This window comes from Ciceribacter ferrooxidans (assembly GCF_004137355.1).
GTDB lineage: Bacteria > Pseudomonadota > Alphaproteobacteria > Rhizobiales > Rhizobiaceae > Allorhizobium > Allorhizobium ferrooxidans.
In genome coordinates, this window is the sequence record NZ_SDVB01000391.1 from 131,457 (window position 1) to 157,799 (window position 26,343).

The 26,343-nt window shown below is 65.7% G+C and carries 21 protein-coding genes; 10 read left to right on the plus strand and 11 right to left on the minus strand.

All coding sequences use genetic code 11. From position 1 onward, the window contains the following. Positions 1-11 precede the first annotated feature (11 nt). Genes EUU22_RS24210 through EUU22_RS24220 form a run of 3 tightly spaced genes read right to left on the minus strand, consistent with a single transcriptional unit; the run spans position 12 to position 2,809 of the window. Entirely contained in the window at positions 12-395 is a 384-nt protein-coding gene (locus EUU22_RS24210) for a winged helix-turn-helix domain-containing protein (RefSeq protein ID WP_129334527.1), read from the minus strand. Then, positions 392-1,816: an FAD-binding oxidoreductase gene (locus tag EUU22_RS24215; protein ID WP_129334528.1), complete on the minus strand. Its 1,425-nt coding sequence runs from the start codon at positions 1,814-1,816 to the stop codon at positions 392-394. Before EUU22_RS24215 ends, EUU22_RS24210 begins: the two co-directional genes overlap by 4 nt. Before the next feature lie 15 nt (positions 1,817-1,831). Continuing rightward, positions 1,832-2,809, minus strand: coding sequence for an L-threonylcarbamoyladenylate synthase (locus tag EUU22_RS24220; RefSeq protein WP_129334553.1), 978 nt, complete (start codon positions 2,807-2,809; stop codon positions 1,832-1,834). A 230-nt stretch (positions 2,810-3,039) separates the two neighbouring features. On the opposite strand from EUU22_RS24220, the gene EUU22_RS24225 reads away from it, so the two are divergent. Continuing rightward, a complete protein-coding gene (locus EUU22_RS24225; RefSeq protein WP_129334529.1) occupies positions 3,040-4,119 on the plus strand; it encodes a GGDEF domain-containing protein in 1,080 nt (359 codons plus the stop codon). A 21-nt stretch (positions 4,120-4,140) separates the two neighbouring features. On the opposite strand, the gene EUU22_RS24230 is transcribed toward EUU22_RS24225, so the two are convergent. After that, positions 4,141-4,743 (minus strand): DUF6656 family protein, encoded by a 603-nt coding sequence (locus tag EUU22_RS24230; RefSeq protein WP_129334530.1) that lies wholly within the window; start codon positions 4,741-4,743, stop codon positions 4,141-4,143. A gap of 384 nt (positions 4,744-5,127) precedes the next feature. Here EUU22_RS24230 and EUU22_RS24235 point away from each other — a divergent pair, with 384 nt between their 5' ends. The 3 genes from EUU22_RS24235 (at position 5,128) to EUU22_RS24245 (ending at position 8,087) form a co-directional block, all read left to right on the plus strand. Then, the gene (locus EUU22_RS24235) at positions 5,128-6,372 is read left to right on the plus strand and encodes an aromatic ring-hydroxylating oxygenase subunit alpha (RefSeq protein ID WP_129334531.1); all 1,245 of its coding nucleotides are present in this window, start codon (positions 5,128-5,130) and stop codon (positions 6,370-6,372) included. Position 6,373: 1 nt separating this feature from the next. Then, positions 6,374-7,459, plus strand: coding sequence for an FAD-binding oxidoreductase (locus EUU22_RS24240; RefSeq protein WP_129334532.1), 1,086 nt, complete (start codon positions 6,374-6,376; stop codon positions 7,457-7,459). A gap of 193 nt (positions 7,460-7,652) precedes the next feature. Beyond that, a complete protein-coding gene (locus EUU22_RS24245; protein WP_129334533.1) occupies positions 7,653-8,087 on the plus strand; it encodes a BA14K family protein in 435 nt (144 codons plus the stop codon). Between the two features lie 134 nt (positions 8,088-8,221). Here EUU22_RS24245 and EUU22_RS24250 read toward each other — a convergent pair whose 3' ends face one another. Continuing rightward, positions 8,222-10,114, minus strand: a complete 1,893-nt coding sequence (locus EUU22_RS24250; RefSeq protein WP_129334534.1) for a PhoX family protein — start codon at positions 10,112-10,114, stop codon at positions 8,222-8,224. A 244-nt stretch (positions 10,115-10,358) separates the two neighbouring features. Between EUU22_RS24250 and EUU22_RS24255 the strand changes: the two genes are divergently transcribed. Next, a complete protein-coding gene (locus tag EUU22_RS24255; protein ID WP_129334535.1) occupies positions 10,359-11,285 on the plus strand; it encodes a pirin family protein in 927 nt (308 codons plus the stop codon). A gap of 111 nt (positions 11,286-11,396) precedes the next feature. Continuing rightward, complete coding sequence (gene dxs / locus EUU22_RS24260; protein WP_129334554.1) at positions 11,397-13,316, plus strand: 1-deoxy-D-xylulose-5-phosphate synthase; 1,920 nt, start codon at positions 11,397-11,399, stop codon at positions 13,314-13,316. Between the two features lie 85 nt (positions 13,317-13,401). Here dxs and EUU22_RS24265 read toward each other — a convergent pair whose 3' ends face one another. Continuing rightward, on the minus strand, positions 13,402-15,381 hold the full coding sequence (locus EUU22_RS24265) for a methyl-accepting chemotaxis protein (protein WP_129334536.1): 1,980 nt from the start codon (positions 15,379-15,381) through the stop codon (positions 13,402-13,404). 228 nt (positions 15,382-15,609) lie between these two features. Continuing rightward, on the minus strand, positions 15,610-16,608 hold the full coding sequence (locus tag EUU22_RS24270; RefSeq protein ID WP_129334537.1) for a DUF4424 domain-containing protein: 999 nt from the start codon (positions 16,606-16,608) through the stop codon (positions 15,610-15,612). 163 nt (positions 16,609-16,771) lie between these two features. On the opposite strand from EUU22_RS24270, the gene EUU22_RS24275 reads away from it, so the two are divergent. Both EUU22_RS24275 and EUU22_RS24280 read left to right on the plus strand, forming a co-directional pair. Next, entirely contained in the window at positions 16,772-17,521 is a 750-nt protein-coding gene (locus EUU22_RS24275; RefSeq protein ID WP_245485286.1) for a TlyA family RNA methyltransferase, read from the plus strand. Next, the gene (locus EUU22_RS24280) at positions 17,518-18,768 is read left to right on the plus strand and encodes a class I SAM-dependent RNA methyltransferase (RefSeq protein WP_129334539.1); all 1,251 of its coding nucleotides are present in this window, start codon (positions 17,518-17,520) and stop codon (positions 18,766-18,768) included. Before EUU22_RS24275 ends, EUU22_RS24280 begins: the two co-directional genes overlap by 4 nt. A 7-nt stretch (positions 18,769-18,775) precedes the next feature. On the opposite strand, the gene EUU22_RS24285 is transcribed toward EUU22_RS24280, so the two are convergent. Together EUU22_RS24285 and mcpU are read right to left on the minus strand one after the other, a co-directional pair. Then, positions 18,776-19,081: a hypothetical protein gene (locus tag EUU22_RS24285; RefSeq protein WP_129334540.1), complete on the minus strand. Its 306-nt coding sequence runs from the start codon at positions 19,079-19,081 to the stop codon at positions 18,776-18,778. Between the two features lie 160 nt (positions 19,082-19,241). Beyond that, positions 19,242-21,335 carry a methyl-accepting chemotaxis protein McpU gene (gene mcpU / locus EUU22_RS24290; protein WP_129334541.1) on the minus strand — a complete coding sequence of 698 codons (2,094 nt, stop codon included), beginning with the start codon at positions 21,333-21,335 and terminating at the stop codon, positions 19,242-19,244. A gap of 356 nt (positions 21,336-21,691) precedes the next feature. Between mcpU and EUU22_RS24295 the strand changes: the two genes are divergently transcribed. Then, positions 21,692-22,609 (plus strand): aminoglycoside phosphotransferase family protein, encoded by a 918-nt coding sequence (locus EUU22_RS24295; protein WP_129334542.1) that lies wholly within the window; start codon positions 21,692-21,694, stop codon positions 22,607-22,609. 38 nt (positions 22,610-22,647) lie between these two features. On the opposite strand, the gene EUU22_RS24300 is transcribed toward EUU22_RS24295, so the two are convergent. Continuing rightward, positions 22,648-23,406 (minus strand): crotonase/enoyl-CoA hydratase family protein, encoded by a 759-nt coding sequence (locus EUU22_RS24300; RefSeq protein WP_129334543.1) that lies wholly within the window; start codon positions 23,404-23,406, stop codon positions 22,648-22,650. A gap of 183 nt (positions 23,407-23,589) precedes the next feature. Beyond that, a complete protein-coding gene (locus tag EUU22_RS24305; protein ID WP_129334544.1) occupies positions 23,590-25,368 on the minus strand; it encodes an acyl-CoA dehydrogenase family protein in 1,779 nt (592 codons plus the stop codon). Between the two features lie 305 nt (positions 25,369-25,673). Here EUU22_RS24305 and EUU22_RS24310 point away from each other — a divergent pair, with 305 nt between their 5' ends. Further along, complete coding sequence (locus tag EUU22_RS24310; RefSeq protein WP_129334545.1) at positions 25,674-26,132, plus strand: GyrI-like domain-containing protein; 459 nt, start codon at positions 25,674-25,676, stop codon at positions 26,130-26,132. Positions 26,133-26,343 lie beyond the last annotated feature (211 nt).

Genomic DNA, 26,343 nt, shown 5'->3' on the forward strand with positions numbered 1-26,343 from the left:
GACGCCGCCGTTCAGTCGTCGCCGTCCACGTCGGCGGCACCATGCGGGCGGTAGGCCATGTCGAGTGCGCCTTCCACCCAGGCGAGATCGCTTTCGACTGCGCACCGGCTTTCTTCGTCCATGCGCCGGCAGCAGGAAAGCAGCCTCTCCCCGAAGGGGGTCAGCTCGGCGCCGCCGCCGCTTTTTCCGCCGTGGCGGGTGATGATCGAGGGTTCCTGGAACATGCGGTTGATCTCGTCCGCCAGCAGCCAGGCGCGGCGATAGGACATACCCATCGCAGCACCCGCGGCGCGGATCGAGCCATGCTCGACGATGTTGGCGAGAAGCTGTGCCTTGCCGGGCCCGAGCCGCGTGCCGTTCGGCAGGTCGATCCGGAGCGTCAGCCGTGCCGTCATTGCGGAGATACCATCTTGCCGGGGTTCATGATGCCGGCCGGATCGAAGGCCTGCTTGATCCGGTTCATCAGCTCCGTCTCGATTGCCGGCCGCGTGGCGATCAGCTCGTCGCGCTTCAGCTGCCCGACGCCATGCTCGGCGGAGATCGACCCGCCCGCCTTGCGGACGATGGCATGCACGATGGCGTTGATCTCGCGCCAGCGGCCGATGAAGGCGGCCTTGTCCGCTCCGACCGGCTGGCTGATGTTGTAGTGGATGTTGCCGTCACCGAGATGGCCGAAGGCGCAGATGCGGGCGCCGGGCATCGCCGCCGTGACCGCCGCGCCGGCCTCGTCGAGGAACTGCGGGATGCGCGCGACCGGCACGGACACGTCGTGCTTGATCGAGCCGCCTTCCGGCTTCTGCGCCTCCGACATGCTCTCGCGCATGTGCCAGAGCGCGTCCTGCTGGGCGAGCGAGGCGGCGATCACCGCATCCTGAACGAGGTCGGCCTCGAAGGCCTGTTCCATCAGCGTGGTAATCATCGCCTCGGCGGTCTCGGCCGAGTCCGAGGTCGAGATGTCGATCAGCGCGTACCAGTCATGGGCGGTATCGAGCGGATCGCGCACCCCCGGAATGTGCCTTGTGGTGAACTCGACGCCGATGCGCGGCATCAGCTCGAAGCCGGTGAGCGCCGTTCCGCAGAGGACGGAGGCGCGCTCGAACAGTGCCAGCGCATCGGCGGGGGAACGCAGTCCGGCAAAGGCGACCTGCCGCCCGCGTGGCCGCGGGAAGAGCTTCAGCACCGCGCCGGTGATGACGCCGAGCGTGCCTTCCGCGCCGATGAAGAGGTCGCGCAGGTCGTAGCAGCTGTTGTCTTTCTTCAACCGCCGGAGCCCGTCCCATATCTCGCCGGTCGGCAACACCACTTCGAGGCCGAGGCAGAGCTGGCGCATGTTGCCGTAGGCGAGCACGGCGGTGCCGCCGGCATTGGTCGAGAGATTGCCGCCGATGCGGCAGCTACCTTCCGATCCGAGCGAGAGCGGAAAGAGCCGCTCGTGCGCTTCCGCCGCCTTCTGCACGTCGGCGAGGATGCAGCCGCCGTCGACGACGATCACGTCCCCGACCGTGTCGACCTCGCGGATGCGGTTCATCCGTTCGAGTGACAGCACGACGTCGCGGCTTTCCTCCCGCGGCACCTGCCCGCCGACGAGGCCGGTGCGCCCGCCGGCCGGGACGATCGGCGTGCCGGTCGCGCTTGCAAGCTTCAGGATCGCCGCGACTTCTTCCGTCGAGCCGGGCTTGAGGACGAGCGGCGAGGCGCCGTGATAGAGGCCGCGGCCCTCGACGAGATAGGGTTCGATGTCGGCGGCGGCCGTCAGCGCGTGGGCGGGGCCGACGATGTCGATGAACTGCTGCAGGAGGGCATTCGCTGAATCCATCTTTCCTCTCCCTGGCTAGCTCTCTCTCGGCGCCGCCGCCCGCTTCAGCCGGTCGTTGATCGCTTCGCCGAGTCCGCGGTTCGGAACGGGCGTGACGGCGATGTGCGCAGCCCCGCTCGCATCGGCCTTCTTCATGTAATCGAAGAGATTGGCGGCTGCTTCCGCAAGGTCGCCGCCGGGGCTGAGGTCGAGGACGAGCCTCGCGCTTTCTTCTCCCGCGACAGATGCACCGGCGAAACGGATCAGCGCATCGCCCGCTGCGATGCGCCGCGCTTCGAGCTGCATCGCGGCATTCGGCGCGTAGTGGGAGGCGAGCATGCCGGGCGCCTCGATGGCCGCGGCGGCGCCGGCCGGACGCTCCACGGGCAATCCGCTCACCTCCTCGAGTGCCTCGACCGCGATGCCGCCGGGACGCAAAAGCCGGAGCCTGTCGGGTTCGACGCGTACGATGGTCGATTCGACGCCGACGCGGCAGGGGCCGCCGTCGAGCACGAGTTCGATCCGCCCGCCGAGATCGTCGAGTACATGGCGGGCGGTGGTCGGGCTGATCTTGCCGGAGGAATTGGCGCTCGGGGCGGCAAGCGGGTGGCCGAAGGCGCGGATGAGGTCGCCGGCAAAACCCTGCGGCACGCGCACGCCGACGGTGTCGAGGCCCGCCGTCGCCAGCGTATGGATGCCGCTTCCGGCCTTCAGCGGCAGAACGAGGGTCAGCGGACCGGGCCAGAAGCGTTCGGCGAGCCTCAGCGACACCGGATCGAAGACGGCGTAGCGCTCGGCCATCTGAAGGTCCGCCATATGGCAGATCAGCGGATTGAAGCGGGGGCGTCCCTTGGTCTCGTAGATACGGGTGATCGCGGCGGGATCGGTGGCGTCGGCGGCAAGCCCGTAGACCGTCTCGGTCGGCACCGCCACGGGCAGGCCACGCGACAGCACCGCCACCGCTTCGGTGATCGCCTCCTGCCGGGCGGTTTCGATTGAGATGCATCTTGCCATGTCGCCGCTCGCAACGTCCTGTTTTCCCGTCAATAGCGTGTCTTGCATGCCGGGACCAACTCCTTTTTGCCCTTCCGGGCGGAGCCTGCGCGGGCTTTGTCCACAGGTGGGAGAACCGCCTCGCGGACGGTCGCTAAAACTTTATCCATCGGCGTAACCGAAAGAAAGAATTCTGCCTCTTATAGTCGGCTCGAACGACAGATTCGCCTCGAAATGCCGGAACAACAAACATGCTTCCTCCGAAGAACCCCGCCTCCAGTATCGCCCTGCGTGTCGCGACCGCCATGCACCAGATGGGGATAGAAGGCCTGCCGCGGAACTACGAGCTGGTTTACGAGGCCTATGCCGGCAGCAATCCGGAACTGGTGCGGGAATTCGTGGCGCTCGGCAAGAACAGGACGCAGGACGCACTGGATGCACTGGGACGGAAATACCTGCCGCACCATCACGAAGCGGGCCTTCTGAGCCGCCACAACGGTCACGTCCGCGCCGAACTCAGCAACTTCATCAGCCTCCTGAACGAGGAGAAGGTCTCGCTCACCGATTACGGTCGCCTGATCGGCGATGCGTCGCGGGTGATCCTCGCCGAGGGCGACATTGACCATGTCGAGCTCGGGCAGTCGATCACCGCGCTCAAGGTCGCGACGGAGAAGCGCGCCACCCAGAACAGCACCGTGGTGCGCGCAGTCGTCAACAAGACGGCGGCGCTCGCCGACCTGCAGCGCGAGGCGGAAGACGCGGAAACGGCGAAGTTCGTCGACGCCCTGACGGGGCTCGGAAGCCGCCGCGCCTTCAACAAGGCGCTCGCCAAGGTCTATGCCAATCCCAACATGCCGGTGCTCTGCGGCCTCGCCGTCGGCGAGATCGACGACTACAGCCGCATTTCCGAACAGATGGGCGCAACCGTCGCCGAACGCTTCCTGAAGCAGGTCTCGAAGATCGTGCAGACGGTGACGAACGGCGGCGACCTCGCCTGCCGCTTCGACGGTGCGCGCTTCGGCATGCTCTTCTATACCTCCGAACAGGAGGAAGTGAGCCGCATCGTCGATCTGGTGCGGGTGAAACTCGCCTCGACGGCGGTCGTCAACGGCGGTTCCGGCCGCGCGCTCGGCCAGGCGCAGATGTCCTTCGGCATCTGTTTCTCCGAACAGGCGCCGAACGCCTTCGATCTCACCAGCTATGCGGAACGGGCACTCGCGACCTCGAAGGCTGCGGGTGGCAATACGGTCACGGTCTATGGTGAGGGCGGCTTCGTTCCGAAGGACTGGCTGATCTACAAGAAGCAGTCCGTCGGCGGTTTCGGCGGCTGATGATCGCGGCCGCCGCCGGCGTCAGAGGGCGGCGATGATCTTGCGCAATTCGACGTCGCGGGCGCCCAGCATCAGCACGTTCTTCAGGGCTTCCTTCGGGTCCCGGGTGCGGAAGAGCACGCCGTTGTCGCGGACCGAGCGGTCGATCGCCATCGTGCGGCTGTCGTGATCGGGCTGGATCGCGACGGCGAAGTACATGCGCGAGAAATCCGGACGGATGCGCTCGAAGAACTGTTCGGTGCCGCCGATGTCGGCGAAAAAGTTGGTGAGGTAGAACGCCCACTTCACGTCGGCAAAGCGGGCGAAGCTGGTGCGCGCCGCCGTCACGTGGCAGTAGCCGAGATGCGGCTGGTTCTCGAGCGTGCGGTGAAAGATGAGTTTCGGAAAGCGGATCGACCGGTGAAAGGCGTTGATCCGTTCGTGGGTCGTCTCGCCTGCGGCTTCGAGCTTGCGGCCGGTGCGTTCGGCGACCTCCTCGTGGGTAAGGTAGCGGCGCTCTTCCGCCACCCAGTCCTCACGCCGCCGCGAGATTCTCCCCGTGCGCAGGAACTCGCTGTGGACGGCCTTGAGCGCCGATGGTGGAGCGTCGTTTTTCTTCAGTGCGAAATATCTGAACTTCGGCATGGTCCAACTTCGGCGGCAAGGGCGAGGCTCTGAACGAGCTCCGACAGATCGGCATTATGGCGCGCTTTCGTTACGCGAAGCTTGCGTCGCCGTCTGTTGCCCTTGCCCGGTTCCGTGCCGTCGCGCGCTTGTCAATTTGCGCCAATCCGCTTCTTCGAAAGAACTTGGATTGTTCTGTTAAGTATGGGTTCTAAAACGATTATTCTAAATATCGCGATCTGCCGTGGGGGTCGCTCCGCAATGTCGTGATTGCTTGAGGCGATGTCGTTTCGCAGCGCAGCAGAGACACGCGGCCTGTGGTTAGATGATCGAAGGACGGCGTCGGGACCCAGCAAACCACCGAGCCGCTCCCTTCCCGCCACGCCCTGCCGAACGAGGACACCGATGGATCTGCACAGTTCCGTGTTGCGTCAACTCAAGAGCCGCCGTGAGGGCTTCAGCCTCGCGCAGCCGTTCTATATCGACCCGGACTACTTCAAGCTCGACATGGAGATGATCTGGTATCGCGACTGGCTGTTCATCGGCCATGACTGCGAAGTCCCGCGCGCCGGCAACTATTTCACCGCGCAGATCGGCGATTACCCGGTTGTGGTCGTGCGCGGCAAGGACGGCGCGATCCGCGCCTTCCACAACACCTGCCGCCATCGCGGCCACCGCGTCTGCACCTCCGATCGCGGCGCCTCGGCCAAGCTCGTCTGCCCCTATCACCAGTGGACCTACGATCTCGACGGCTCGCTCGTCTTTGCCCGCCAGATGGGCGAGACCTTCGACAAGAGCGAGTTCGGCCTGAAGGCCGTCCATTGCGAGAGCGTCGGCGGCTACGTCTTCGTCTGCCTCGCCGACGAGGCGCCGGATTTCGCGTCGGTACGCGCCACCATCGAGCCCTACCTGAAGCCCCATCGGCTGTGGGAGGCCAAGGTCGCCCATCGCAGCACGATCATCGAGAAGGGCAACTGGAAGCTCGTCTGGGAAAACAACCGCGAGTGCTACCACTGCGCCGGCAACCATCCGGAGCTCTGCCGTACCTATCCGGAAGCGCCCACCGCGACGGGCGTGCAGGGCGCCAAGGACGATCCCTTCATCGCCGCGCACTGGGCGCGCTGCGAAGCCGCCGGCCTGCCGAGCGAATTCCGGATGGACCCGACCGGCCAGTTCCGCACCGCCCGCATGCCGCTGATCCAGGAGGCGGAAAGCTACACGCTGAGCGGCAAGCCGGCCGTTCGTCGCCCGCTCTCCGCCGACGTGCCGATCAGCCATGCCGGCACCATGCTGCTTTTCCATTATCCGACGACCTGGAACCACATCCTCGGCGATCACGCGATTTCCTTCCGCGTGCTGCCGCTATCGGCGGAGGAGACCGCCGTCACCACGACCTGGCTGGTCAACAAGGACGCCGTGGAAGGGGTGGACTACGATCTCGACGAACTGACCCATGTCTGGACGATGACCAACGACCAGGACCGGGCGATCGTCGAGGAAAACGCCTTCGGCATCCGCTCGCCGGCCTATGAGCCCGGCCCCTATTCGCTGGAACATGAGGGCGGCGTCATGCAGTTCGTCGAGTGGTACTCGAATTTCATGGTCAACCGTCTTCAGGGCGACAAGGCCCGTCTTTCCGCGGTCGCCTGACATGAATATCGCCATTCCGAATTACCGCCATGTCGACGAAATGCGCCCCTGGTCCGACCGGGAACACAAGCTTACCTGCGTCGCCGTCACGCCCGAATCGCCGGACGTGATGACCTTCACCTTCCGGCCGGATCGCTCCGGTCTCTGGTTCCGTTATCACCCCGGCCAGTTCGTCACGCTCGAGCTGCCGGTCGGTCCGGAGCCGGTGCTGCGCACCTATACGCTCTCCTCCAGTCCATCGCGGCCCTATACGGTCGCGGTGACGGTGAAGGCGCAGAAGGGGTCGGTCGGCACCCGCTGGATGCTCGACCACCTGAAGCCCGGCATGGTGCTGAAGGCGATCGGCCCGCTTGGCGACTTCTCTTATGTCCGCCATCCGGGCCGCAAGTATCTCTTCATCTCCGCCGGCTCAGGCATCACGCCGATGATGTCGATGACCCGTGACCTCGGCGACCGGGCGCCCGACAGCGACATCGCCTTCGTGCACTGCGCCCGCACGCCGGACGACATCATCTTCCGCGCGGAGCTCGAGGCCAAGGCCCGCGAGATGGAGAACCTCACCCTCGGCTTCGTCGTCCGGCAGACCGCCCGCGGCCAGCTCTGGTCCGGACTCAAGGGGCGGATCGACAAGGCGAAGATCGCGCTGCTCGCGCCCGATTTCCTCGACCGCACGGTCTTCTGCTGCGGGCCTGAGCCGTTCATGGCGACCGTCCGCGATGCGCTTTCGGGCGCCGGCTTCGACATGAAGAACTACCACGAGGAAGCCTTCCAGCCGGTGAAGCCGGCGCCGCCGGTGGTGGTCGCCGGCCCCTCGGGCGAGGTCGCGCCGACGAAAGTCACCTTCGCGATGTCCGGCAAGGAGGGCGCCTGCGAGCCGGGACATACTCTCCTGCAGGCGGCCCGTGCCGCAGGCGTGCGCATCGGTGCGGCCTGCGAATCCGGCCTCTGCGGCACCTGCAAGGTGATGAAGCTCTCCGGCGAGGTGGAAATGAACCACAACGGCGGTATTCTCGACGACGAGATCGACGAGGGATACGTGCTCGCCTGCTGCTCGCGGCCGAAGGGCGACGTCGAGATCGAGGCCTGACCGGCACCGCTCCGGAACAACATGGCTCGCCCGGACGTTTCCCCGGTGCCCGGGTGGTAGAACGTGCATGAATGCGTCGTTCAGGATGCCTTTTCTATCCCGGCGGGTATCTCGTTGCGACAATACTACGCTTTCGTTTTCCCGGAAAAGTCGTGGTATGATGTCGCACGAGAACTAGGATGGAGTAAGTGTCATGAAAACGACAGTTAAGCGCTGGGCCGCGCTTGCTCTGGCCTCCGCCCTGACGATGGGCGTTTATGCACCCGCCGAGGCGGTGACCATGCCTGTGCCAGCTCCGAAGGTCGAGACCTCGGGTGACGTGCTGAAGGTCGATCATCGCGTCTACTATCGAGCACCCTACTATTACTATCGTGGCTATCGCGGCTATCGTCATCCGCGTCCCGGCTATCGCTACCACAACGGCTACTGGTTCCCGCTCGCCGCCTTCGGCGCCGGTCTCATCATCGGCGGTGCGCTCGCCACCCCGACTGTCCCGCGTGCCGGAATGGGCCTCAACCCGCGGCACTACCGTTGGTGCGAGGCGCGTTATCGGTCGTATGATCCGTATTCCAACACCTTCCAGCCGTATCACGGACCGCGCCGCCAGTGCCTCTCGCCGTACTATTGAGCGGACGGCACCTGGAAGAGACGTGAACATGCCCGGCTTCTGCCGGGCATTTTCGTCGATGGACGGTTCCCGGCAAAACGGAAAAGGGGCACCGGCCCGAGCCGATGCCCCTCCGCAAGCGGTGAGCGTGTCCGTCAGCCGATCATCGCATTGTCGTCGCGCTTGATCGCGACGACGGTCGAGCGCGGCAGCTTGCCTTCACCATCCGGGAACGGAGCATCGGGATGCTGGATACCGACGAAGTGGGTACGCTTGTCGGCCGACCAGGTCTGGCCGGTGACCTCAGCGCCCTTCGGCGCCGTCAGGAAGCGCTCGATGCGGCCGGTGGCCGGATCGCCTGCGAGCATCTGGTTGTTGCCCTGGCCCGCGAAGTCGCCTTCGTTCGAGTCCTCGCCGTCCGTCTGGATCCAGAGGAGGCCCGTCGTGTCGAACATCATGCCGTCCGGCGAGTTGAACATGTTGCCGGAATTGATGTTCGAGGAGCCGGCATAGGCATCCTTGTGAACGTCCGGATTGCCGGCCATGCAGAACAGGTCCCACTTGAACTTGCCGTCGGCATGGTCTTCGTTTTCGGGATACCAGCGAACGATCTGGCCGTATTCGTTCTCGGCGCGCGGATTCGGGCCGCCGACCGGCATTTCGTCGCCGCCGGCATTCTTCTTGATCCCGCGCTTGCTGTTGTTGGTCAGTGCGCAATAGGCCTCGATGGCAACCGGGTTGATCGCCACCCATTCCGGGCGGTCCATGGTGGTGGCGCCGACCTTGGAGGCTGCCTGGCGGGTGAAGACGCAGATCTCGTCCATCTTCATGCCGGTCGTCTCCGGCGTCAGCGCCAGCCATTCGCCGGTGCCGTCGTCGGCGAATTTCGCGACGAAAAGCGTGCCCTCGTCGAGCAGCTTGGAGGTGTCGCCGCCCGGAACGTAGATGCCGTTCGAGACGTATTTGTAGAGGAACTCGCCACGCTCGTCGTCGCCCATGTAGACGACCACGCGGCCGTCACGGGCCACCACGACGGCGGCGTTCTCGTGCTTGATGCGGCCGAGGGCGGTGCGCTTGACCGGCGTCGAAGTGGCGCTCGAGGGGTCGATCTCGACCACGTAGCCGGCGCGGCGCGGCTCGTTCGGGTTCTTCGAGACGTCGAAGCGCGCGTCGAACTTCTCGTAGGCATAGCGCGTCTCGGCCGTGATGCCGTAGCGGGCATAGTCTTCCGGCAGAACGAAGTTCGCATCGGTCGAGCCGAAATAGCCGTTGAAGTTCTCTTCGCAGGTCAGATAAGTGCCCCACGGCGTCCGGCCGGCGCCGCAATTGTTGAAGGTGCCGAGACAGTCGGTGCCCTTCGGATCTGCCGCGGTCTTGACGAGATCGGAACCGGCGGCCGGACCCGAAAGCATCATCGGTGTGTTGTGGTGGATGCGGCGGTTGAACGGGCTGTCGAGCACGATCTGCCAGCCGTTCTCGCCCTCGGTGACTTCCATGACCGTCACGCCCTGCATGTTCTGCAGGATCTTCACGTCGTCGGCCGACTGCGGCACGCCCTTTTCGGTGTGCGGCAGGTTGATTTCCGGGTTCACGTATTCGTGGTTGATGGCGATCACCTGATGGCCGCCGATCGCGAAGAGCTCCATGCCGTCGGTGTTCTCGCCGAAGACCTTGTCGGAGTTTTCGAGGTTGACGCCCTTCGCCGGATCGACGTCCGGAACGTTGGAGAACAGCGGCTGGCCCCACTTGGCGAGCGGCTGCCAGCTGTAGCCTTCCGGAACGTGGACGGTGTTGTCGGTGGAGATCGGCACCGGCTTGAACTGGAAGCGGGAAGCCACTTCCTGGGCCTGCGCCGAGGTCGAGCTCATCAGGTTACCGAGCGTACCCATGGCGGCGGCGGCCGAACCGAGGACGAGCACCCCGCCGAGGAAGCCGCGGCGCGAGATAGCCCGCTCGACGACACGATCGAAGTCGGTTTCGGCCGGCGGCGGGTTCTGCAGTTCGTCCCATTCGTCCCAAGACAGCTTGCTGGTATCGACGTCGGTCATGGTTTGCTCCTGTGCTGACGCTGTTGGAATATCCGAACCGCGGGTTAACTGGCTGCCGTTACAGTTCTGTGACGGATCGGCTCGGGCCTGTGGAAGCTGCGCCAAATGCGGCGCGCCATTTCTTCAATCGTTTCCGGACTGAACGGTGTGTCACCCGCAGATCCTGCGGGATAGCCGGATTTTCCCTGTCATCCCGTGCCGATGGTGACTACGTTAGCAAAAGCCAAATCGATCGGAGACCTTCATGTCGTTCTTTCCCGGAATCGATCCAGCCGCCGGTGATGCACCGGCCTGCGACGCCATCGAACATCTCATCATTCCCCGCACCAGCGACATCGGCGGGCTCGCCGTGCGCCGCGCGCTGCCCTCGGCCAAACGACGTCTGGTCGGCCCCTTCATCTTCTTCGACCGCATGGGCCCCGCCGTGCTGAAGGCGGGCGAGGCGCTCGACGTGCGCCCGCATCCGCATATCGGCCTCTCGACCGTCACCTACCTCTTCGACGGCGAGATCAAGCACCGCGACAGCCTCGGGACGACGCTCGTCATCCGTCCCGGCGACGTGAACCTGATGACGGCGGGGAGGGGCATCGTTCATTCCGAACGCACGCCGGAAAATCTCCGCGGCAGCCCGCTCTCGATCTCCGGCCTGCAGACCTGGATCGCCCTTCCCGACGAGAAGGAGGAGATCGACCCCGCCTTCGCCCATACCGGGCGTGATGCGATGCCCGTCTTCGACGACCGCGGCGCCAGCGGGCGCGTGGTGATCGGCAGCCTTTCCGGCATGACCTCGCCGGTCGGCGTCTTTTCCGACACGCTCTATGTCGACCTGGCGCTCGTTCCCGGCGCCAGCTTCCCCTTCGACGCCGGCCACGAGGAGCGCGCCGCCTACGTCCTTTCCGGCGAGGTCGAGATCGCCGGGGATATCTTCGGCGCCGACCAGTTGCTGGTTTTCCGCCCCGGCGACGCGATCACGCTGAAGGGCGGCGTCGACGGCTGTCATGTCATGCTTTTCGGGGGCGCGGCGCTTGCTTCGCCGCGCCACGTCTGGTGGAACTTCGTCTCCTCGTCGAAGGAGCGGATCGAAAAAGCCAAGGAGGAATGGCGCACCGGCAGATTCGACATCGTTCCCGGTGACGAAGACGAGTTTGTCCCTTTGCCCGAAGGTCGTTAACTTCTATATAAGGAGGGCATGGGCCGTTCTGCGGTATTGCCGGGCCGGGAATTTCGGCTTAGGGCGCAGGACCCTTGAACCGACGACATAAGAAGAATGAGGCCTGAGCCCGTGACATCGCTGCCCGAGACCCCCTTGCTCGACAAGGTGAAGCTGCCGACGGACCTGCGTGAACTGGATGACCGCGACCTGCCGCAACTCGCCCGCGAAGTCCGCGACGAGATGATCGACGCGGTGTCGAAGACCGGCGGGCACTTAGGCGCGGGCCTCGGCGTCGTCGAGCTGACGATCGCGATCCACAAGGTTTTCAATACGCCGCACGACCGGTTGATCTTCGACGTCGGACACCAGTGCTATCCCCACAAGATCCTCACCGGCCGGCGCGACCGCATCCGCACGCTGCGGCAGGAAGGTGGCCTTTCCGGCTTCACCCGTCGCGCCGAGAGTGAATACGATCCCTTCGGCGCCGCGCATTCCTCGACCTCGATCTCGGCCGGGCTCGGCATGGCGGTCGCCGCGGACCTCAGTCATACGGAGCGCAACGTCATCGCGGTGATCGGCGACGGCGCGATGTCGGCCGGCATGGCCTACGAGGCGCTCAACAATGCCGGTGCGCTCGACGCCCGGCTGATCGTCATCCTGAACGACAACGACATGTCGATCGCGCCGCCGACCGGCGCCATGAGCGCCTATCTGGCGCGGCTCGCCTCGGGCCGCACCTATATGGGCTTCCGCGACTTCGGCAAGAAGCTGACGGCCTATCTCGGCAAGAGCATCGACCGGGCGATCACCCGCGCAGTCGAGCACGCCCGCGGTTACGTGACCGGCGGCACCATGTTCGAGGAGATGGGCTTCTACCATATCGGCCCGATCGACGGACATTCCTTCGACCACCTGCTTCCGGTACTGCGCAACGTCCGCGACAACGGCAAGGGCCCGGTGCTGATCCATGTCGTGACGCAGAAGGGCAAGGGCTATGCCCCGGCAGAGGCCGCTGCCGACAAATATCACGGCGTCAACAGGTTCGACGTCATCACCGGCACGCAGGCGAAGGCGAAGCCGAATGCTCCGAGCTATACCGCCGTCTTCGGCGAGACGCTGGTGCAGGAGGCAGCGCTCGACGAGAAGATCGTCGGCATCACCGCGGCGATGCCCTCCGGCACCGGCATCGACAAGCTGCAGGAAGCCTTCCCGCACCGCACCTTCGATGTCGGCATCGCCGAGCAGCACGCCGTCACCTTCGCGGCAGGCCTTGCCGCGGAAGGCTACAAGCCCTTCTGCGCGATCTATTCGACCTTCCTGCAGCGCGCCTACGACCAGGTGGTCCACGACGTGGCGATCCAGAGATTGCCGGTGCGCTTCCCGATCGACCGCGCCGGCCTCGTCGGCGCCGACGGGCCGACCCATGCCGGTTCCTTCGACACCGGCTTTCTCGCCGCGCTTCCCGGTTTCGTGGTGATGGCCGCCGCCGACGAGGCGGAGCTGAAGCACATGGTGCGCACGGCCGCGGCGTACGACGAAGGCCCGATCTCCTTCCGCTATCCGCGCGGCGAAGGGGTCGGCGTGCAATTGCCCGAACGCGGCTCGATTCTGGAGATCGGCAAGGGCCGGATCGTCAAGGAAGGCACGAAGATCGCCCTTCTCTCCTTCGGCACGCGCCTTGCGGACTGTCTGCTGGCGGCGGAAGACCTCGACGCCGCCGGACTTCCGACGACGGTGGCGGACGCCCGCTTCGCCAAGCCCCTCGACCACGACCTCGTCCGCCGGCTCGCCCGCGAGCATGCGGTGCTGGTGACCGTCGAGGAAGGCGCCGTCGGCGGCTTCGGCGGCCAGGTCCTGCACTTCCTTTCCGGCGAGGGCCTGCTCGACCACGGGCTCAAGATCCGTTCCCTCGTGCTCCCCGATATCTGGATGGAGCAGGGCAAGCCCGAGGCGATGTATGCGAAGGCCGGCCTCGACAGCCGCGGCATCGTCGAGACGGTGTTCCGCGCGCTCGGCCAGAAGGGTTTCGGCGTGAACGCCGCCGGCTGAACCCCGACACCCTCCCTTACCCCAAAAGAGAAGGCCCGGATCGCGGCGGCGATCCGGGCCTCTTTCGTGACGGCTTTTGATTGGATCAGAACTCCGACCATTCCTGCTTGACGGCAGCCTGGGACGAACCGCCGCCGAAGGCGCCGGCGACGCGGTTCGCGAGCGCCCGGGCCGGGGAGGCGGCGGGACCGCTGCTTTCCGTTGCCGCCTGAGGCGCCGGACGGCGACCGGCCAGCCGTGACGTGACGGCGGGAGCGGCGGCGCGCGTGGCACCGCCGGTCTCGGCGAGCGTGAACTGCGCGAGAAGGCTGTTCAGCGAGGCGGCTTCGGTCGCGAGCGAGTGGCTGGCGGCGGTCTGCTGCTCGACCATGGCGGCATTCTGCTGCGTGCCCTGGTCCATCAGGTTGACGGCGGTGTTGATCTCCTGCAGGCCGGTCGCCTGTTCGCGGCTTGCCGTGACGATCGCCGCGACGTGCTGACTGATGTCCTGGACGGCGACGACGATCTTTTCCAGTTCCGAGCCGGTCTCCCCGACCAGCGCGACGCCGGTGCCGACATGGGCGCTCGAGGTCGAGATCAGAGACTTGATCTCCTTTGCCGCATTGGCCGAGCGCTGGGCGAGCTCGCGTACTTCCTGGGCGACGACGGCAAAGCCCTTGCCGGCGTCGCCGGCGCGGGCTGCCTCGACCCCGGCGTTGAGAGCGAGCAGGTTGGTCTGGAAGGCGATGTCCTCGATGACGCCGATGATGTTGCCGATCTCGCCGGAGGATTTTTCGATCTCGTTCATCGCCGCGACCGCATTGCGGACGACGGTTCCCGAACGTTCCGCACCGCTGCGGGTGCGGGCGACGAGTTCGCCGGCGTTTTCGGCGCGCATGGCGGTATCCTTCACCGTCGTGGTCACCTGTTCGAGGGCGGCTGCGGTCTCCTCGACGGAGGCGGCCTGCTGTTCGGTACGCTTGGCGAGGTCGTCGGCGGCGGCACGGATTTCCGCTGCACCCGCATTGATCGCCGCGGCGTTCTCACCGACCGAGCGGAGCGCGCCCTGGAGTTTTTCGAGCGAGTTGTTGAAGTCGACGCGGAGCGGATCGAGCCGCGGCGCGAACTCGCTGCGGATCCGGTAGGCGACGTTGCCGTCGGAAAGCGCCGTCAGGCCGGCTGCGAGCTTGTCCATCGCAAAGGCGATTTCTTCGGTCTCGCGGGCTTTTTCCGCTTCCGCGGCGCGGCGTTCCTCTTCGGAGCGCAGCCGCATCGCCTCGGTCTCGCCGGAAAGGCGCAGCTTCTCGACGGCGGCATCCTTGAAGACCACGACGGCCTTCGCCATCTGACCGACCTCGTCGCCGCGGTCGAGTGCCGGGACTTCGATGTCGTGATCGCCCTCAGCGAGCCGCGTCATCGCGGCGGTCATGCCGACGATCGGGGTGACGATCGAGCGGGCCAGCAGCCAGATCAGCGCGACGGCCATGCCGCCGGCGACGACGCTGCCGAGGAACAGCGCCATCTGGATGTCGCTGTGGGCGCCGGCCTGTTCGGCCCGCTTTGCCTCCAGCATCGCGACGACCCGCTGCTTGATGTCGGCGGCGGCTTCGCGGAAGGCGTCGAGCTGCCCCTTGGAGGCATTGCGGCCGATCTCGATGATCTCGGCAATCGGCGCCTCGGTGTTCTTGCGGGCTGCGAGCTGCGGCTCGGTCAACTGGGTATGGAAGACGTCGGCGGCCTTCTTCATCGCCTCGAGCGACGCGACCAGACCTGCATCGCCCGCGGCGAGGGTCTCGGCGTCGGCGATCGACTTCAGCATGCGCTCGCGATGGGCGAAGACGTCGTTGTAGGTGCTCTCGCTGCGGAACAGCAGGTAGCCACGCTGGTTCACCGCCTGCTCCAGCATGGATTCCAGTGCGTTGTCCACGGAGGCGAGGATCTGTTCGGCGCGCTCCTGCTCCTGGGAGGCGAGCTTGGCGTGCCAGGCCTGCAGGAAGACGATGACGGAAGCGACGAAGCATCCGGCCATGATCGCCATGAAGGTCACGATCAGTTTTTTACTCAGCGACAAGTTCTTGATGGACATGCCAAAGGGTCTTTCACGCTCGAATGTCGGTCGGCAAGTGGGCGCACGGCCCGGCCGGATCGGCTTGCGGGAGGGCATGATCGGGCCTTGGCCGGAGCGCTGCCGTCATGGCGCGCTGCATCGATGGGCGGAACCGACGATCGGCCCACCCTGTAACGGATTATCCTTACAATCCGTTAGCAGGCGCTGATGAAATTGACGGAACCGAAGTCCGGCGTGCAAAAAGAGCTATTCGGACGGCACCAGCAGCAGAAAATCGAGGTCCTTCTGTGGATAGAAGTCCTCGGCCGTCATCTCGAACGTCGTCGGGCCGACCTTCTTGACGCCTTCGCCGCAGAAGCTGATGTAGTTTTTCGGGCTTCCCTTGTCGACCGTCAGCTTGAAGTGCTTGATCGCGCCGCCCCAGTTCGCCCCTGTGGTGAGCACGTAGGATATCCAGATCTCCGTGTAGTAGGGGCCCGTCTGGTCGCTCGCCGCCTTATCGAGCTTGGTCGCGGTCTTCACGAAACCGTCGTCCATGCAGTACTTCTTGAGGTATTCGTCATAGCTGTAGCCCGGCTTGCCCTCCTGGATGAAGGAGAGGCCGGCGGTGCCGCCGACACCGGGCTTGTACTCGTGATGGACGCGGACTTCCCTGCCGGCAGGGAAGGTGGTCTTCCACCAGTAAGCCGATTTCAGCGTCCAGAGCGGCATCGGGTGATGCTCCCAGCCCTTGCCGGCGTCGTAGGAGTCATCGAAAATCAGTCCGCGCGCCGTCCAGTCGGAGAGCACGTCCTGCGGCAGCTTTTCGAGGGCCGCATAGGTCGCTTCGCTGAAGGGCAGGAGGGAGACGCCGCGCGCCGTCACCTCGTCGGTCATGTCGATCCCCATCGCGTAGACGCGCTGCTGGAGCTCCGGCGTGATTTCCTCCCCGTCCTGCTTGACAACGAAGCCGAGGAAGTTGTCGGACTGGGTGTCGCCGATCGCGATGTTTGCGTCCGGCCCCGCCGTCAGGTCCGGCATCGGGAAAGCGACGTAAGATTCGACGTCCTTGTCGGAGCCGTTGCGGAAGACGTAGTCGACGGTGACTTTGTCCGGCGAAATGAAGAGGTCTTCGCTCTCCATCGAGACGTCGGTCGTCTGGACATAGACGAGGCCGCCGGCCTTGAGTTCGGCCATCGTGTCGTTGGCAACGGCCGCCGGTGCGGCGGCGACGCTGGAAAGGAGAACCAGGAGAGCTTTCTTCATCGCGAGAATCCTTCTGCCGCGTGCTGGCTACAGTTAGCGGCGAATGCGAAGGAGCGTCAATCGTCCGCAAAGTCACACCAGAAATGGCCCCTCGGCGGCAGCCGGGATACGGAACGGAACAAAAGGCTTGCCACGGCCTCCTTTGCGGGCCATGGACAGCCGCATGACCACAACCAATCCCCAACGCCTCGACCAGTTGCTGGTCGCTCTCGATATCGTCGCCAGCCGCTCGCGGGCGCGCGATGCGATCCAGCGCGGCACCGTCAAAGTCGACGGCAAGGTCGTCACCAAGCCGAGCCTCGTCTTTGCAGCGGACGTGACGATCGAGATCGATGACCCGGCGCAGGATTACGTCTCGCGCGCGGCGCTGAAGCTGGTCGCCGGGCTCGACCACTTCGGTCTCGATCCGTCCGGGCAGGAATGTCTCGACGTCGGCGCCTCCACTGGCGGCTTCACCGAAGTGTTGCTGAAGCGGGGCGCCGCCCATGTGACGGCGATCGACGTCGGCCACGACCAGATGCATCCCCGCGTCGCCGCCGATCCCCGCGTCACCAATATTGAGGGGCTCAACGCGCGCTATCTCGAAAGCGAGGATATCGGCGATCGGCCGATAACCTTCGTCGTTTCGGACGTCTCCTTCATTTCGCTGAAGCTCGCCCTGGCGCCGGCGCTCGACTTGGCGGAGCCGGGCAGCCACTGCCTGCTGCTGGTCAAGCCGCAGTTCGAGGCCGGGCGCGACGCGATCAGCAAGGCCGGCCTCTTGAAAGACCCGGCTTCGGCGCCGGCAGTCGCAGCCGAACTCGAACGCTGGCTCGCCGAGGACATGGGCTGGGAGAGCCTCGGCCTCATTTCCTCTCCGATCGCCGGCGGCGACGGCAACCAGGAATTCCTCCTCGCAGGGCGCAAACCATGAGCACCGAAACCGTCACCATCACCAGCCTCGGCGCCCAGGGCGACGGCATCGTCCACGGCCCCTCCGGTCCGATCTACGTGCCCTTTGCCCTTCCCGGCGAGACCGTCGCGATCGCGCGGGTGAAGAACCACGGCACCGTGATGTCGACGAGCGTCGCCTCGCCGGACCGCATTCAGCCCGCCTGTCGCCATTTCGGCCCGGAGGGTGTCGGCGGCAGCTGTGGCGGCTGTTCGCTGCAGCACCTCGCGCGGCCGGCCTATGGCGCCTTCAAGCGCTCGCTGGTGGTCGCGGCGCTGAAGTCGAAGGGCCTGGAGCCGGAGGTCGGCCCGCTTGTGGAGGCAGAAGCCGGTCAGCGCCGGCGCGTCGTCTTCGCCGCCCGCCGCACGGAAAAGGGCTTGCTCGTCGGCTTCAACCAGGCCGAAAGCCACCACATCGTGCCGATCGAGGAATGTCCCGTCATCTCGGCGGGCATTTTCGCGCGGCTGGAGGCGGTGCGGACGATCGGCCTTGCCGCCGCCGGCGCCGATGCCTTCCGCATCACGGTGATCGAGAGCCTGACGGGCCTCGACGTCGCCATCGACGGCGTCAAGCAGCTTTCGGATCGCCAGCGCCGCGACGTGACGGAAGCCGTGCTGAAGCTTCGCGGCATCGCGCGGGTCTCGGTCAACGGTGAGATCGTGATCGAGCCGCAGAAGCCGCTTCTCGATTTCGCCGGCGTCAGGGTTTCCCCGCCGCCCGGCGCCTTCACTCAGGCGACGATCGCGGCCGAGGAGGCGATGGCGAAGCTTGCGCTCGACCATGTCGGCAAGGCAAAGTGGGTCGCCGATCTCTTCGCCGGCGTCGGCACCTTCGCGCTCAGGCTCGCGCGCACAGCCCAGGTGCATGCCGTCGAATCCGACGAGAAGGCGCTGAAGGCGCTCGATCATGCCGCCCGCAACACGCAGGGTCTGAAGCCCGTTTCGGTCGAGAAGCGCGACCTCTTCCGCCGGCCGCTGATGGTCTCGGAACTGAAGGCCTTCGACGCCGTCGTCTTCGACCCACCCCGGGCCGGGGCGGAAGAGCAATGCAAGGAACTGGCCCGCTCGGCGGTGAAGAAGGTGGTGGCGGTGAGCTGCAATCCGCTGTCACTCGCCCGCGATCTCGCGATCCTCGTCGGGGGTGGCTATGCGATCACCGGCGTGACCCCGATCGACCAGTTCCTCTGGACGCCGCATGTCGAGGTCGTCGCGACGCTCGTCCGGCGCTGATCCGGACTCAGTAGGCGTAGAGCGTACCGCTTCCGACCATGCCCGCGCAGCGGCAGCGGCCACCGACGCGGCCGGGCCTTGCGGGACAGGACCACTTGTCGTCGGTTTCCGCGCTCGCCGGCGGATCGATCACACAATAGAAGCGCTGGGGCCGCATTCCGGGCGGAGGTGCCGGCCTGTTCGACTCGCTGTTGATCGTTCCGGAACCTTCGTCCTGCACCAGGTGAAGCAGGCCGTTCTCGGTCGCAAACGGTCCCGCAACGGCGGTTCCCGCCGTCACGACGAGGGCCAGGCACAGGATCATTGCGCGCATCGGTTTCATCCTCCAGCTGTGATGCTCGTTCTTTTAGCCGTCAGGAATTAAAGAAGCGCGAAGAGGCGAGAATGTGGTCCTGCCGACGGCCGGCAAGCAAACGGCACCGGCGGTGAACCGGTGCCGTCATGCGATTGCCTGCCGGATCGAACGGGCGCCGTCAGGCGGCGCGGCGAGAGCCCGCACGGTGAGGCTGGGCGCCCGTGTTTTCGATCCTGAACTGGGCGAGCAGTGTGGTCAGCGCCGCCGCTTCCGTGGCGAGGCCATGGCTTGCCGCGGTCTGTTCCTCGACCATGGCGGCGTTCTGCTGGGTGCCCTGGTCCATGGTGTTGACGGCGGTGTTGATCTCCTGGAGGCCGGTCGACTGTTCGCGTGTCGCCGTGACGATGGCGCTCACATGCCGGTTGATCTCCTGAACGTCGCGGACGATCACTTCCAGCGCCTGGCCGGTCTGGTTGACCAGTTCGACGCCCGACTGGACCTGTTGCCCCGAAGCGCCGATCAGCTGCTTGATTTCCTTGGCGGCATTGGCCGAGCGCTGGGCGAGTTCGCGGACTTCCTGCGCGACGACCGCGAAGCCCTTGCCGGCTTCTCCGGCGCGGGCAGCCTCGACGCCGGCGTTGAGTGCGAGGAGGTTGGTCTGGAAGGCGATCTCGTCGATGACGCCGATGATGTTGGAAATCTCGCCGGCGGACTTCTCGATGCCGTGCATGGCTTCGACGGCCCGCTGGACGATCTCGCCGGATTTCTCGGCGCCGTTGCGGGCGCGGCCGACGAGCTGGCCGACCTCTTCCGCCCGGTGGGCGCTGTCCTTGACGGTCGTGGTGATTTCCTCGAGCGCCGCGGCGGTCTCCTCGACGGATGCAGCCTGTTGCTCCGTGCGCCGTGCCAGATTGTCGGCCGCGATGCGGATCTCGTTTGCGCCGCTATCGATTGCGCGTGCGTTCAGGCCGACCGTGGCGAGCGCGTCGTGCAGTTTCCCGACGGAGGCGTTGAAGTCGACCCGCAGGCGGTCGAGGTCGCCGGCAAAGGGCGTGTCGATGCGATGGACGAGGTCGCCGTTGGCGAGACGGTCGAGGCCTGCGGCGAGCGAGTGCACGGCAAAGGAGACCTGCTCGGCCTCGCGCGCCTTCGTCGCTTCGCGTTCGCGACGCTCTTCCTCGCTCAGGGTGCGGTTTCTGTCCGCCTCCTCGGAGAGACGGCTGCGTTCGATCGCGTTGTCGCGGAAGACGGCGACGGCGGCGGCCATCTGGCCGATCTCGTCGCGGCGTTCGGTGCCGGGAATCTCGGTCGAGACGTCGCCGCTCGCCAGCCGGCCCATGACGCCGGTCATGTCGACGACCGGACGCACGACGAGCCGCGAGAGGAGGGCGGCGAGGATACCGATCATCGCGACGACGCCGATCAACGTGGCGACGGCGGCGGCCGTGCGGAACTCGCCGACGCTGGCATAGGCGAGGTCACGGTCGATCTGGACACCGAGATACCAGTCGTCACGCGGCAGGCCCTTGACCGGCAGGAAGCTGACGAGAACGTTGGTGTCGGCGACGGTGGTTTCGGTGATGTCCGCTCCGACCGTCGGGGTGTCGGTCGGGAAGGCATCCTTCAGCGTCTTGGTGACGAGGTTGCCGTCGCGGTGGACGAGGATGGTGCCGTCCTGCTTGACCAGGAAGGCCGAGCCCTTGCCGCCCATGTCGACGGAGTTGACCATGTCGACGAGGGACTTCAGCGAGAAGTCGGAGGCCGCGACGCCATAGAGCTTGCCGTCCTTCTTCACCGGAACGGCGGCGCTGATGATGAGGTTGCCGGTCGAGGCGTCATTGTAAGGATCGGTCAGGACCATCCTGTCCGCCTTGACGGCATCCTGATACCACGGGCGCTTGCGCGGGTCGTAGCCTTCCGGCAGCGGCTGGTCGGGAACGCTGGTGAAGACGCCCTGTTCGTCGCCGACATAGGTCGACATGAATTCGCGGATCAGCACCGGATTGTCGAAGGCGGCGGCGATCGCCGCGGCATCCGGCGCCTTGGCTGCGGCGTTGCCGGCGAGTTCCGTCAGCATGACGCGGGCGGCGAGCCAGTTGGAAATGCTCTGCGAGGCCTGCAGGCCCGAGGAGCCGATCTCGCTGCGGACCGCCGTGCTCGTCGCGTTGCGCTGGAGGGTATCGATGTAGAAAGAAAAGCCGGAAAGGGCGGCCACCACGACGAGGGACGCGGCGACGAGAATTTTGGTCATCAGGTTTGAGCGTTTGCTCACAGGGGCATACCTCTTTCAAGCGGCAAGCCCGTTCCATGCGCAATGAGATCTTCTCTGCGGCCGATCAGGCTTGCCCATCCGCATAGGGAAAGGCGACTGGGGCCATCATGGCGCGACTGCGGCCCACAAGCCGCATCCCCTTATATTCGGCGGGTCTTTAAAAGCCCGTTAACCGAGAGAAGCACTATGCCGGTGATTCGCCGGCCGGTCTCCTCCGGCTTTTCTCCTTCGGTAATCTCTCGAAGGTGGCGCGCCCTTGCTCTACCAAAGAGAGAGTCACGGAACATCGAAGGGCGGCGAGGATTCGTCCATCTCGAATCCACGGGAGTCCCCGCGCAAGGGCAGGGAGGTATTCAATGCGGAGGATCGACAAGCTGAAGGCGGGCAAATTCCCGGTCGATGCCGATCTGGTCAGGCGGCTGGTCGCGAGTCAGTTCCCGGCCTTTGCAGGGCTGGAGCCACGTGGGATCGCCGAGGATGGTTGGGACAACTGGACCTTCCGGCTCGGTGACGATCTGAAAGTTCGCCTGCCCAGTGCCGAGGGTTATGCCGGACAGCCGGTCAAGGAATATCGCTGGTTGCCCATCCTGGCGCCGCAACTGCCGCTTCGGGTTCCGGCGCCGGTCGCGCTCGGCGAACCGGAGCACGGCTATCCCTGGCGCTGGACCATCTACGAGTGGATCGACGATGAGCCCGTGCGGCGCGAGAGTGTTCCGGATCTCGTCGCGTTCGCAGCCGACCTCGCCAGCTTCCTGAACGCGCTGCACGGGCTTGGTGCCTCCGGTGGACCGCCGCCGGGTGAACACAACTTCTTTCGCGGGGGCGACGTGATCGAAGTCTATGGCGAGGAGGCGCGCCGTTCGCTGGCACAGGTGGCGCAAAGAATTGACCTCGCCGGAGCGTTGTCGGTCCTCGACGCGGCGGAGCGGGCCCGTTTCTCGGAGCGCCCGTGCTGGCTGCACGGCGATGTCGCGGTCGGCAATCTGCTGGTCCGCGACGGGCGGCTCTCCTCCGTCATCGACTTCGGCTCGGCGGCGATCGGCGACCCGGCATGCGATCTTGTGATTGCCTGGCTGTTCTTCGACGGAGAGAGCAGGCGCACGTTTCGTAAAGCGATGATGGTCGACGAGGCCTGCTGGGCCCGTGCCCGTGCCTGGGCGCTGTGGAAGGCCGCCCTCGTCCTGGCGTCGGGGGCGCCGACACATCCGCAGGAATTTCCGCCCGCGGAGGTCATCGAGGCAGTCGTTCGCGAGCATCGGACGGCCGGCGGCTGAAAGCCCGGCAAGCATCGGTCGGCGAGGCTCGCCTCCGGTCAGCGTGCCTTCAGGAAGGCCTCGAAGGCGGCGCGGGCTTCGGCGCTCTTCAGCCGCTCGACGAAGAAGGCGAGTTCTTCCTCCATGCGCACGAGAAGTTCGCCGCGGTCACCGCGGATGAGATCGCGGGCGATCCGCATGGCCTCCGGTGGCTTGGCGGCGATCGACGCGGCAAGCTTCAGCGTTTCCGCCTCGACGGCCTCCGGAGCGACGACCTTCCAGATCAGTCCGGCGGCGCGCGCCTCTTCGGCCGAGAAGCCCTCGCTGGCGGCGAGCATCGCGAAAGCCCGCTGGTGGCCCATCATCCGCGGGGCAAGCAGGCTCGATCCCGCTTCCGGCACGAGGCCGAGATCGACGAAGGGCGTCCTGAACAGGCTGCGGTCGGAGGCGATCGTCATGTCGCAATGCATCTGGATCGTCGTGCCGATGCCGATCGCCAACCCGTCGACGCCGGAGACGACCGGCTTGGAAACGCTCCAGAGCGCCTTGAGAAAGCCGAATGCGGCCGGTTCGCCGACGGCGCCGGCCATCGCGAAGGCGAGGAAATCCGCCATGTCGTTGCCGGCGGAGAAGCAGCCCTCGGTGCCGAGGAAGGCCACGCAGCGGATCGCCGCGTCGTCCTCGGCGGAGAGCAGGCCGTCTGTCATCTTCGCATACATCGCCTGGGTGATGGCGTTCTTCTTCTCCGGCCGGTTGAACCGGATCACCAGCACGCCCGGATGGGCTTCGGGGCGCTCGATCAGAATGTGGTCGGTCATGGGTATGTTCCCAGTTGGTGTTGCACTCCTCACGAGGGAGGCCGGCTCAAACGAAATACCCCCTCTGGCCTGCCGGCCATCTCCCCACAAGGGGGAGAAAGTCGGGGTGAGCTTTCCGCATCCCTCAAACGGTAGCGGACGTTCAGCCCCTCCCCCTTGTGGGGAGGGGTTGGGGAGGGGGCTTCATGCAAACAGCACCCGCGCTGCCGTCAGGCTCGCGGCGCCGTTGACGACGCGGTCCTTCAGCGCCGCGGTTTCGGCGATCAGGTTTTCCGCGGCGAAGCGGCAGAGCGCAATGCGGGTGTCACGGCCGTTCTCCTCGTCGGCAAGCCCGCCTTTGGCGAGATAGCAGCCCGTGAGGGCAAGGCCGAACAGCCGCTGGTAGGGCGTCGCACCGGAAAGAGCCGTCGCGGCATCACCCTCGCCGAGACGCGCGAGCATCCATTCGGTCGCCGCTTCGAGGTCGGCGAGGCTCGCCGAAAGCCGCTCGGCCGTGGCGCCGAAGCCGTCGAGATTGGAGGCACGAACCTGATCGGCGACCGCCTTCAGTTCGGCGATGAAGCCGCGGACATGCGCACCGTTCGAGAGCGGCAGCTTGCGGGTGACGAGGTCGATCGCCTGGATGCCGTTGGTGCCTTCGTAGATCGGGGCGATGCGGGCGTCGCGCAGGTAGCGGGCCGCGCCCGTCTCCTCGATGAAGCCCATGCCGCCGTGCACCTGGATGCCCATCGAGGCGACGTCGACGCCGGCATCGGTCGCGAAGCTCTTGGCGATCGGTGTCAGCATGGCGGCGCGTTCCTGCCAGAAGGCGGCGTCCGGGCCTTCCGTATGATGTGCCATGTCGATCGCATGGGCACAGGAATAGCAGATCGCCCGCGAGCCTTGCGTCAGCGCCTTCATGGTGACGAGCATGCGGGCGACGTCCGGGTGCTCGATGATCGGGCTCATGCCGGACCCGGTCCAGCCGGGCGCCTTGCCCTGGGTGCGTTCCTTTGCGTATTCGACCGCCTTCTGGGTCGCGGCCTCGCAGATCGCGACGCCCTGCATGCCGACGGCGAGGCGGGCATTGTTCATCATCGTGAACATGCAGGCGAGCCCCTTGTTCTCCTCGCCGACGAGGTAGCCGATCGCGCCGGGTTCGTCGCCATACTTGCCGTCGCCGTAGATCATGGTGCAGGTCGGCGAGCCGTGGATGCCGAGCTTGTGCTCCAGCGAATGGCAGTGGAGATCGTTGCGGGGCCCAAGCGATCCGTCGTCGTTGACGAGGAATTTCGGCACGAGGAAGAGCGAGATGCCGCGGGTGCCGGCCGGCGCGTCGGGAAGGCGCGCCAACACCAGGTGGACGATGTTGTCGGTGACTTCGTGCTCGCCCCAGGTGATGAAGATCTTCTGGCCGAAGATGCGGTAGGTGCCGTCGTCGCGGCGTTCGGCGCGCGTCTTCATGACGCCGAGGTCGGAACCGGCATGGGGTTCCGTGAGGTTCATCGAGGCGGTCCATTCGCCCGACACCATCTTGTGCAGGTACTTCTCCTTCAGCGCCTCGCTGCCATGGGCGGCAAGGGCCTCCGAAGCGCCCATGGTGAGCGTCGGACCGAGCGCGAAGGCCATGGAGCCGGAGTTCCACATTTCGAGCGCGGCGACGTTCAGCATATGGGGAAGCGCCTGACCGCCGAATTCTTCCGGAGCGACGAGCGCGTTCCAGCCGCCTTCGGCCCATTGGCGATAGAGGTCTGCCCAGCCGTCCGGCACGATGACCTTGCCGTCGACGAGCCGCGCACCCTGCCGGTCGCCGATCTCGGCAAGGGGCGCCACTTCGTCGCTCGCAAAGCGCCCGGCTTCAGAGAGAATCGCGTCCACCAGGTCGTCGCTGAGATCCCCGAGGCGTCCCTCGTCGATCGCCTTGGAAAGGCCGGCCACATGCTTCAGGGTGAATGCGATCTCGTCTACCGGCGCCTTGTACATGCGCATGCTCCTCCTGCTGACGTCCCGTCATTTCCGCGGCCGGTCCTCCGGGCCTGATGCGGAAATCGTGTCCATTGGCTAATTGATTTTTACGTAAACGTCAAACCGTTTTGCAGGAGGCGATCCCGGCGCAGAAGGCCGGCGGTCGTGAGCGAAATCCGATGGATGGCGGGCCGGTACCGCGCCGGCTCGGTCGAAATTTCCTCTCGAGTTTGAAAAACAGGCGGAGATTTGGAATCTCATCCTACGTCTTCGTTTGTGCGGAAAGGATCGGCGATCTACTTGCAGGTCGAAGGAGATTGACCATGCAGATCAAGGAAACGCCCGATATGTGGGTTCTGCGCCTGTGCAGGCGCTTGCGCATTCCCGAGATCAGGCAGGCTGCGGCCGACTGTGCCCTCCTGATTGAACGGCAGATCGAGGAGGCCGGCCTGACGGTCGACGGTCCCTGGCTCTTTGTCTCGCACCACCTTCCGAAGGACGGCAAGACGCCGTTCGACTGGGAGATATGCCGCCCCGTCGCAAGGCCCGCCGCCTATGTCGGGTCGATCGAACTCTGCCACTTCGAACCGACCATCGTCGCTGCCCGCGTTCACCAGGGCTCCCTGCGGACCCTGTTCACGCAAGGATATGCGCCGCTGGTCGCCGAGATCGAGATGTCTCGCCATCATTTTTCCGGCGAGAGCCGGGAGGTCTATCACGGCTGGCGAGGACCCGGCGCGCCATACCACCGGATCGAGATCCAGTTCGGCCTGTCACGCTGACCGCCCGCCACGTCGAAGAACGGCAATAGGCCCGGACAAAGAAGACCCCGAAGGCGGGGCCTTCGGGGCGTGTGTTCAGGCGGGAGGTGGCCGGGCTTATCGGCTCAGAACTCTTCCCAGTCGTCGACGGCAAGCGCGGTGTTGCCGCGCATCGGAGCGGCCTTCGGGGCGGGTGCGGCCAGCGGGCGCGCCGCCGGCCGTGCTGCCGGGG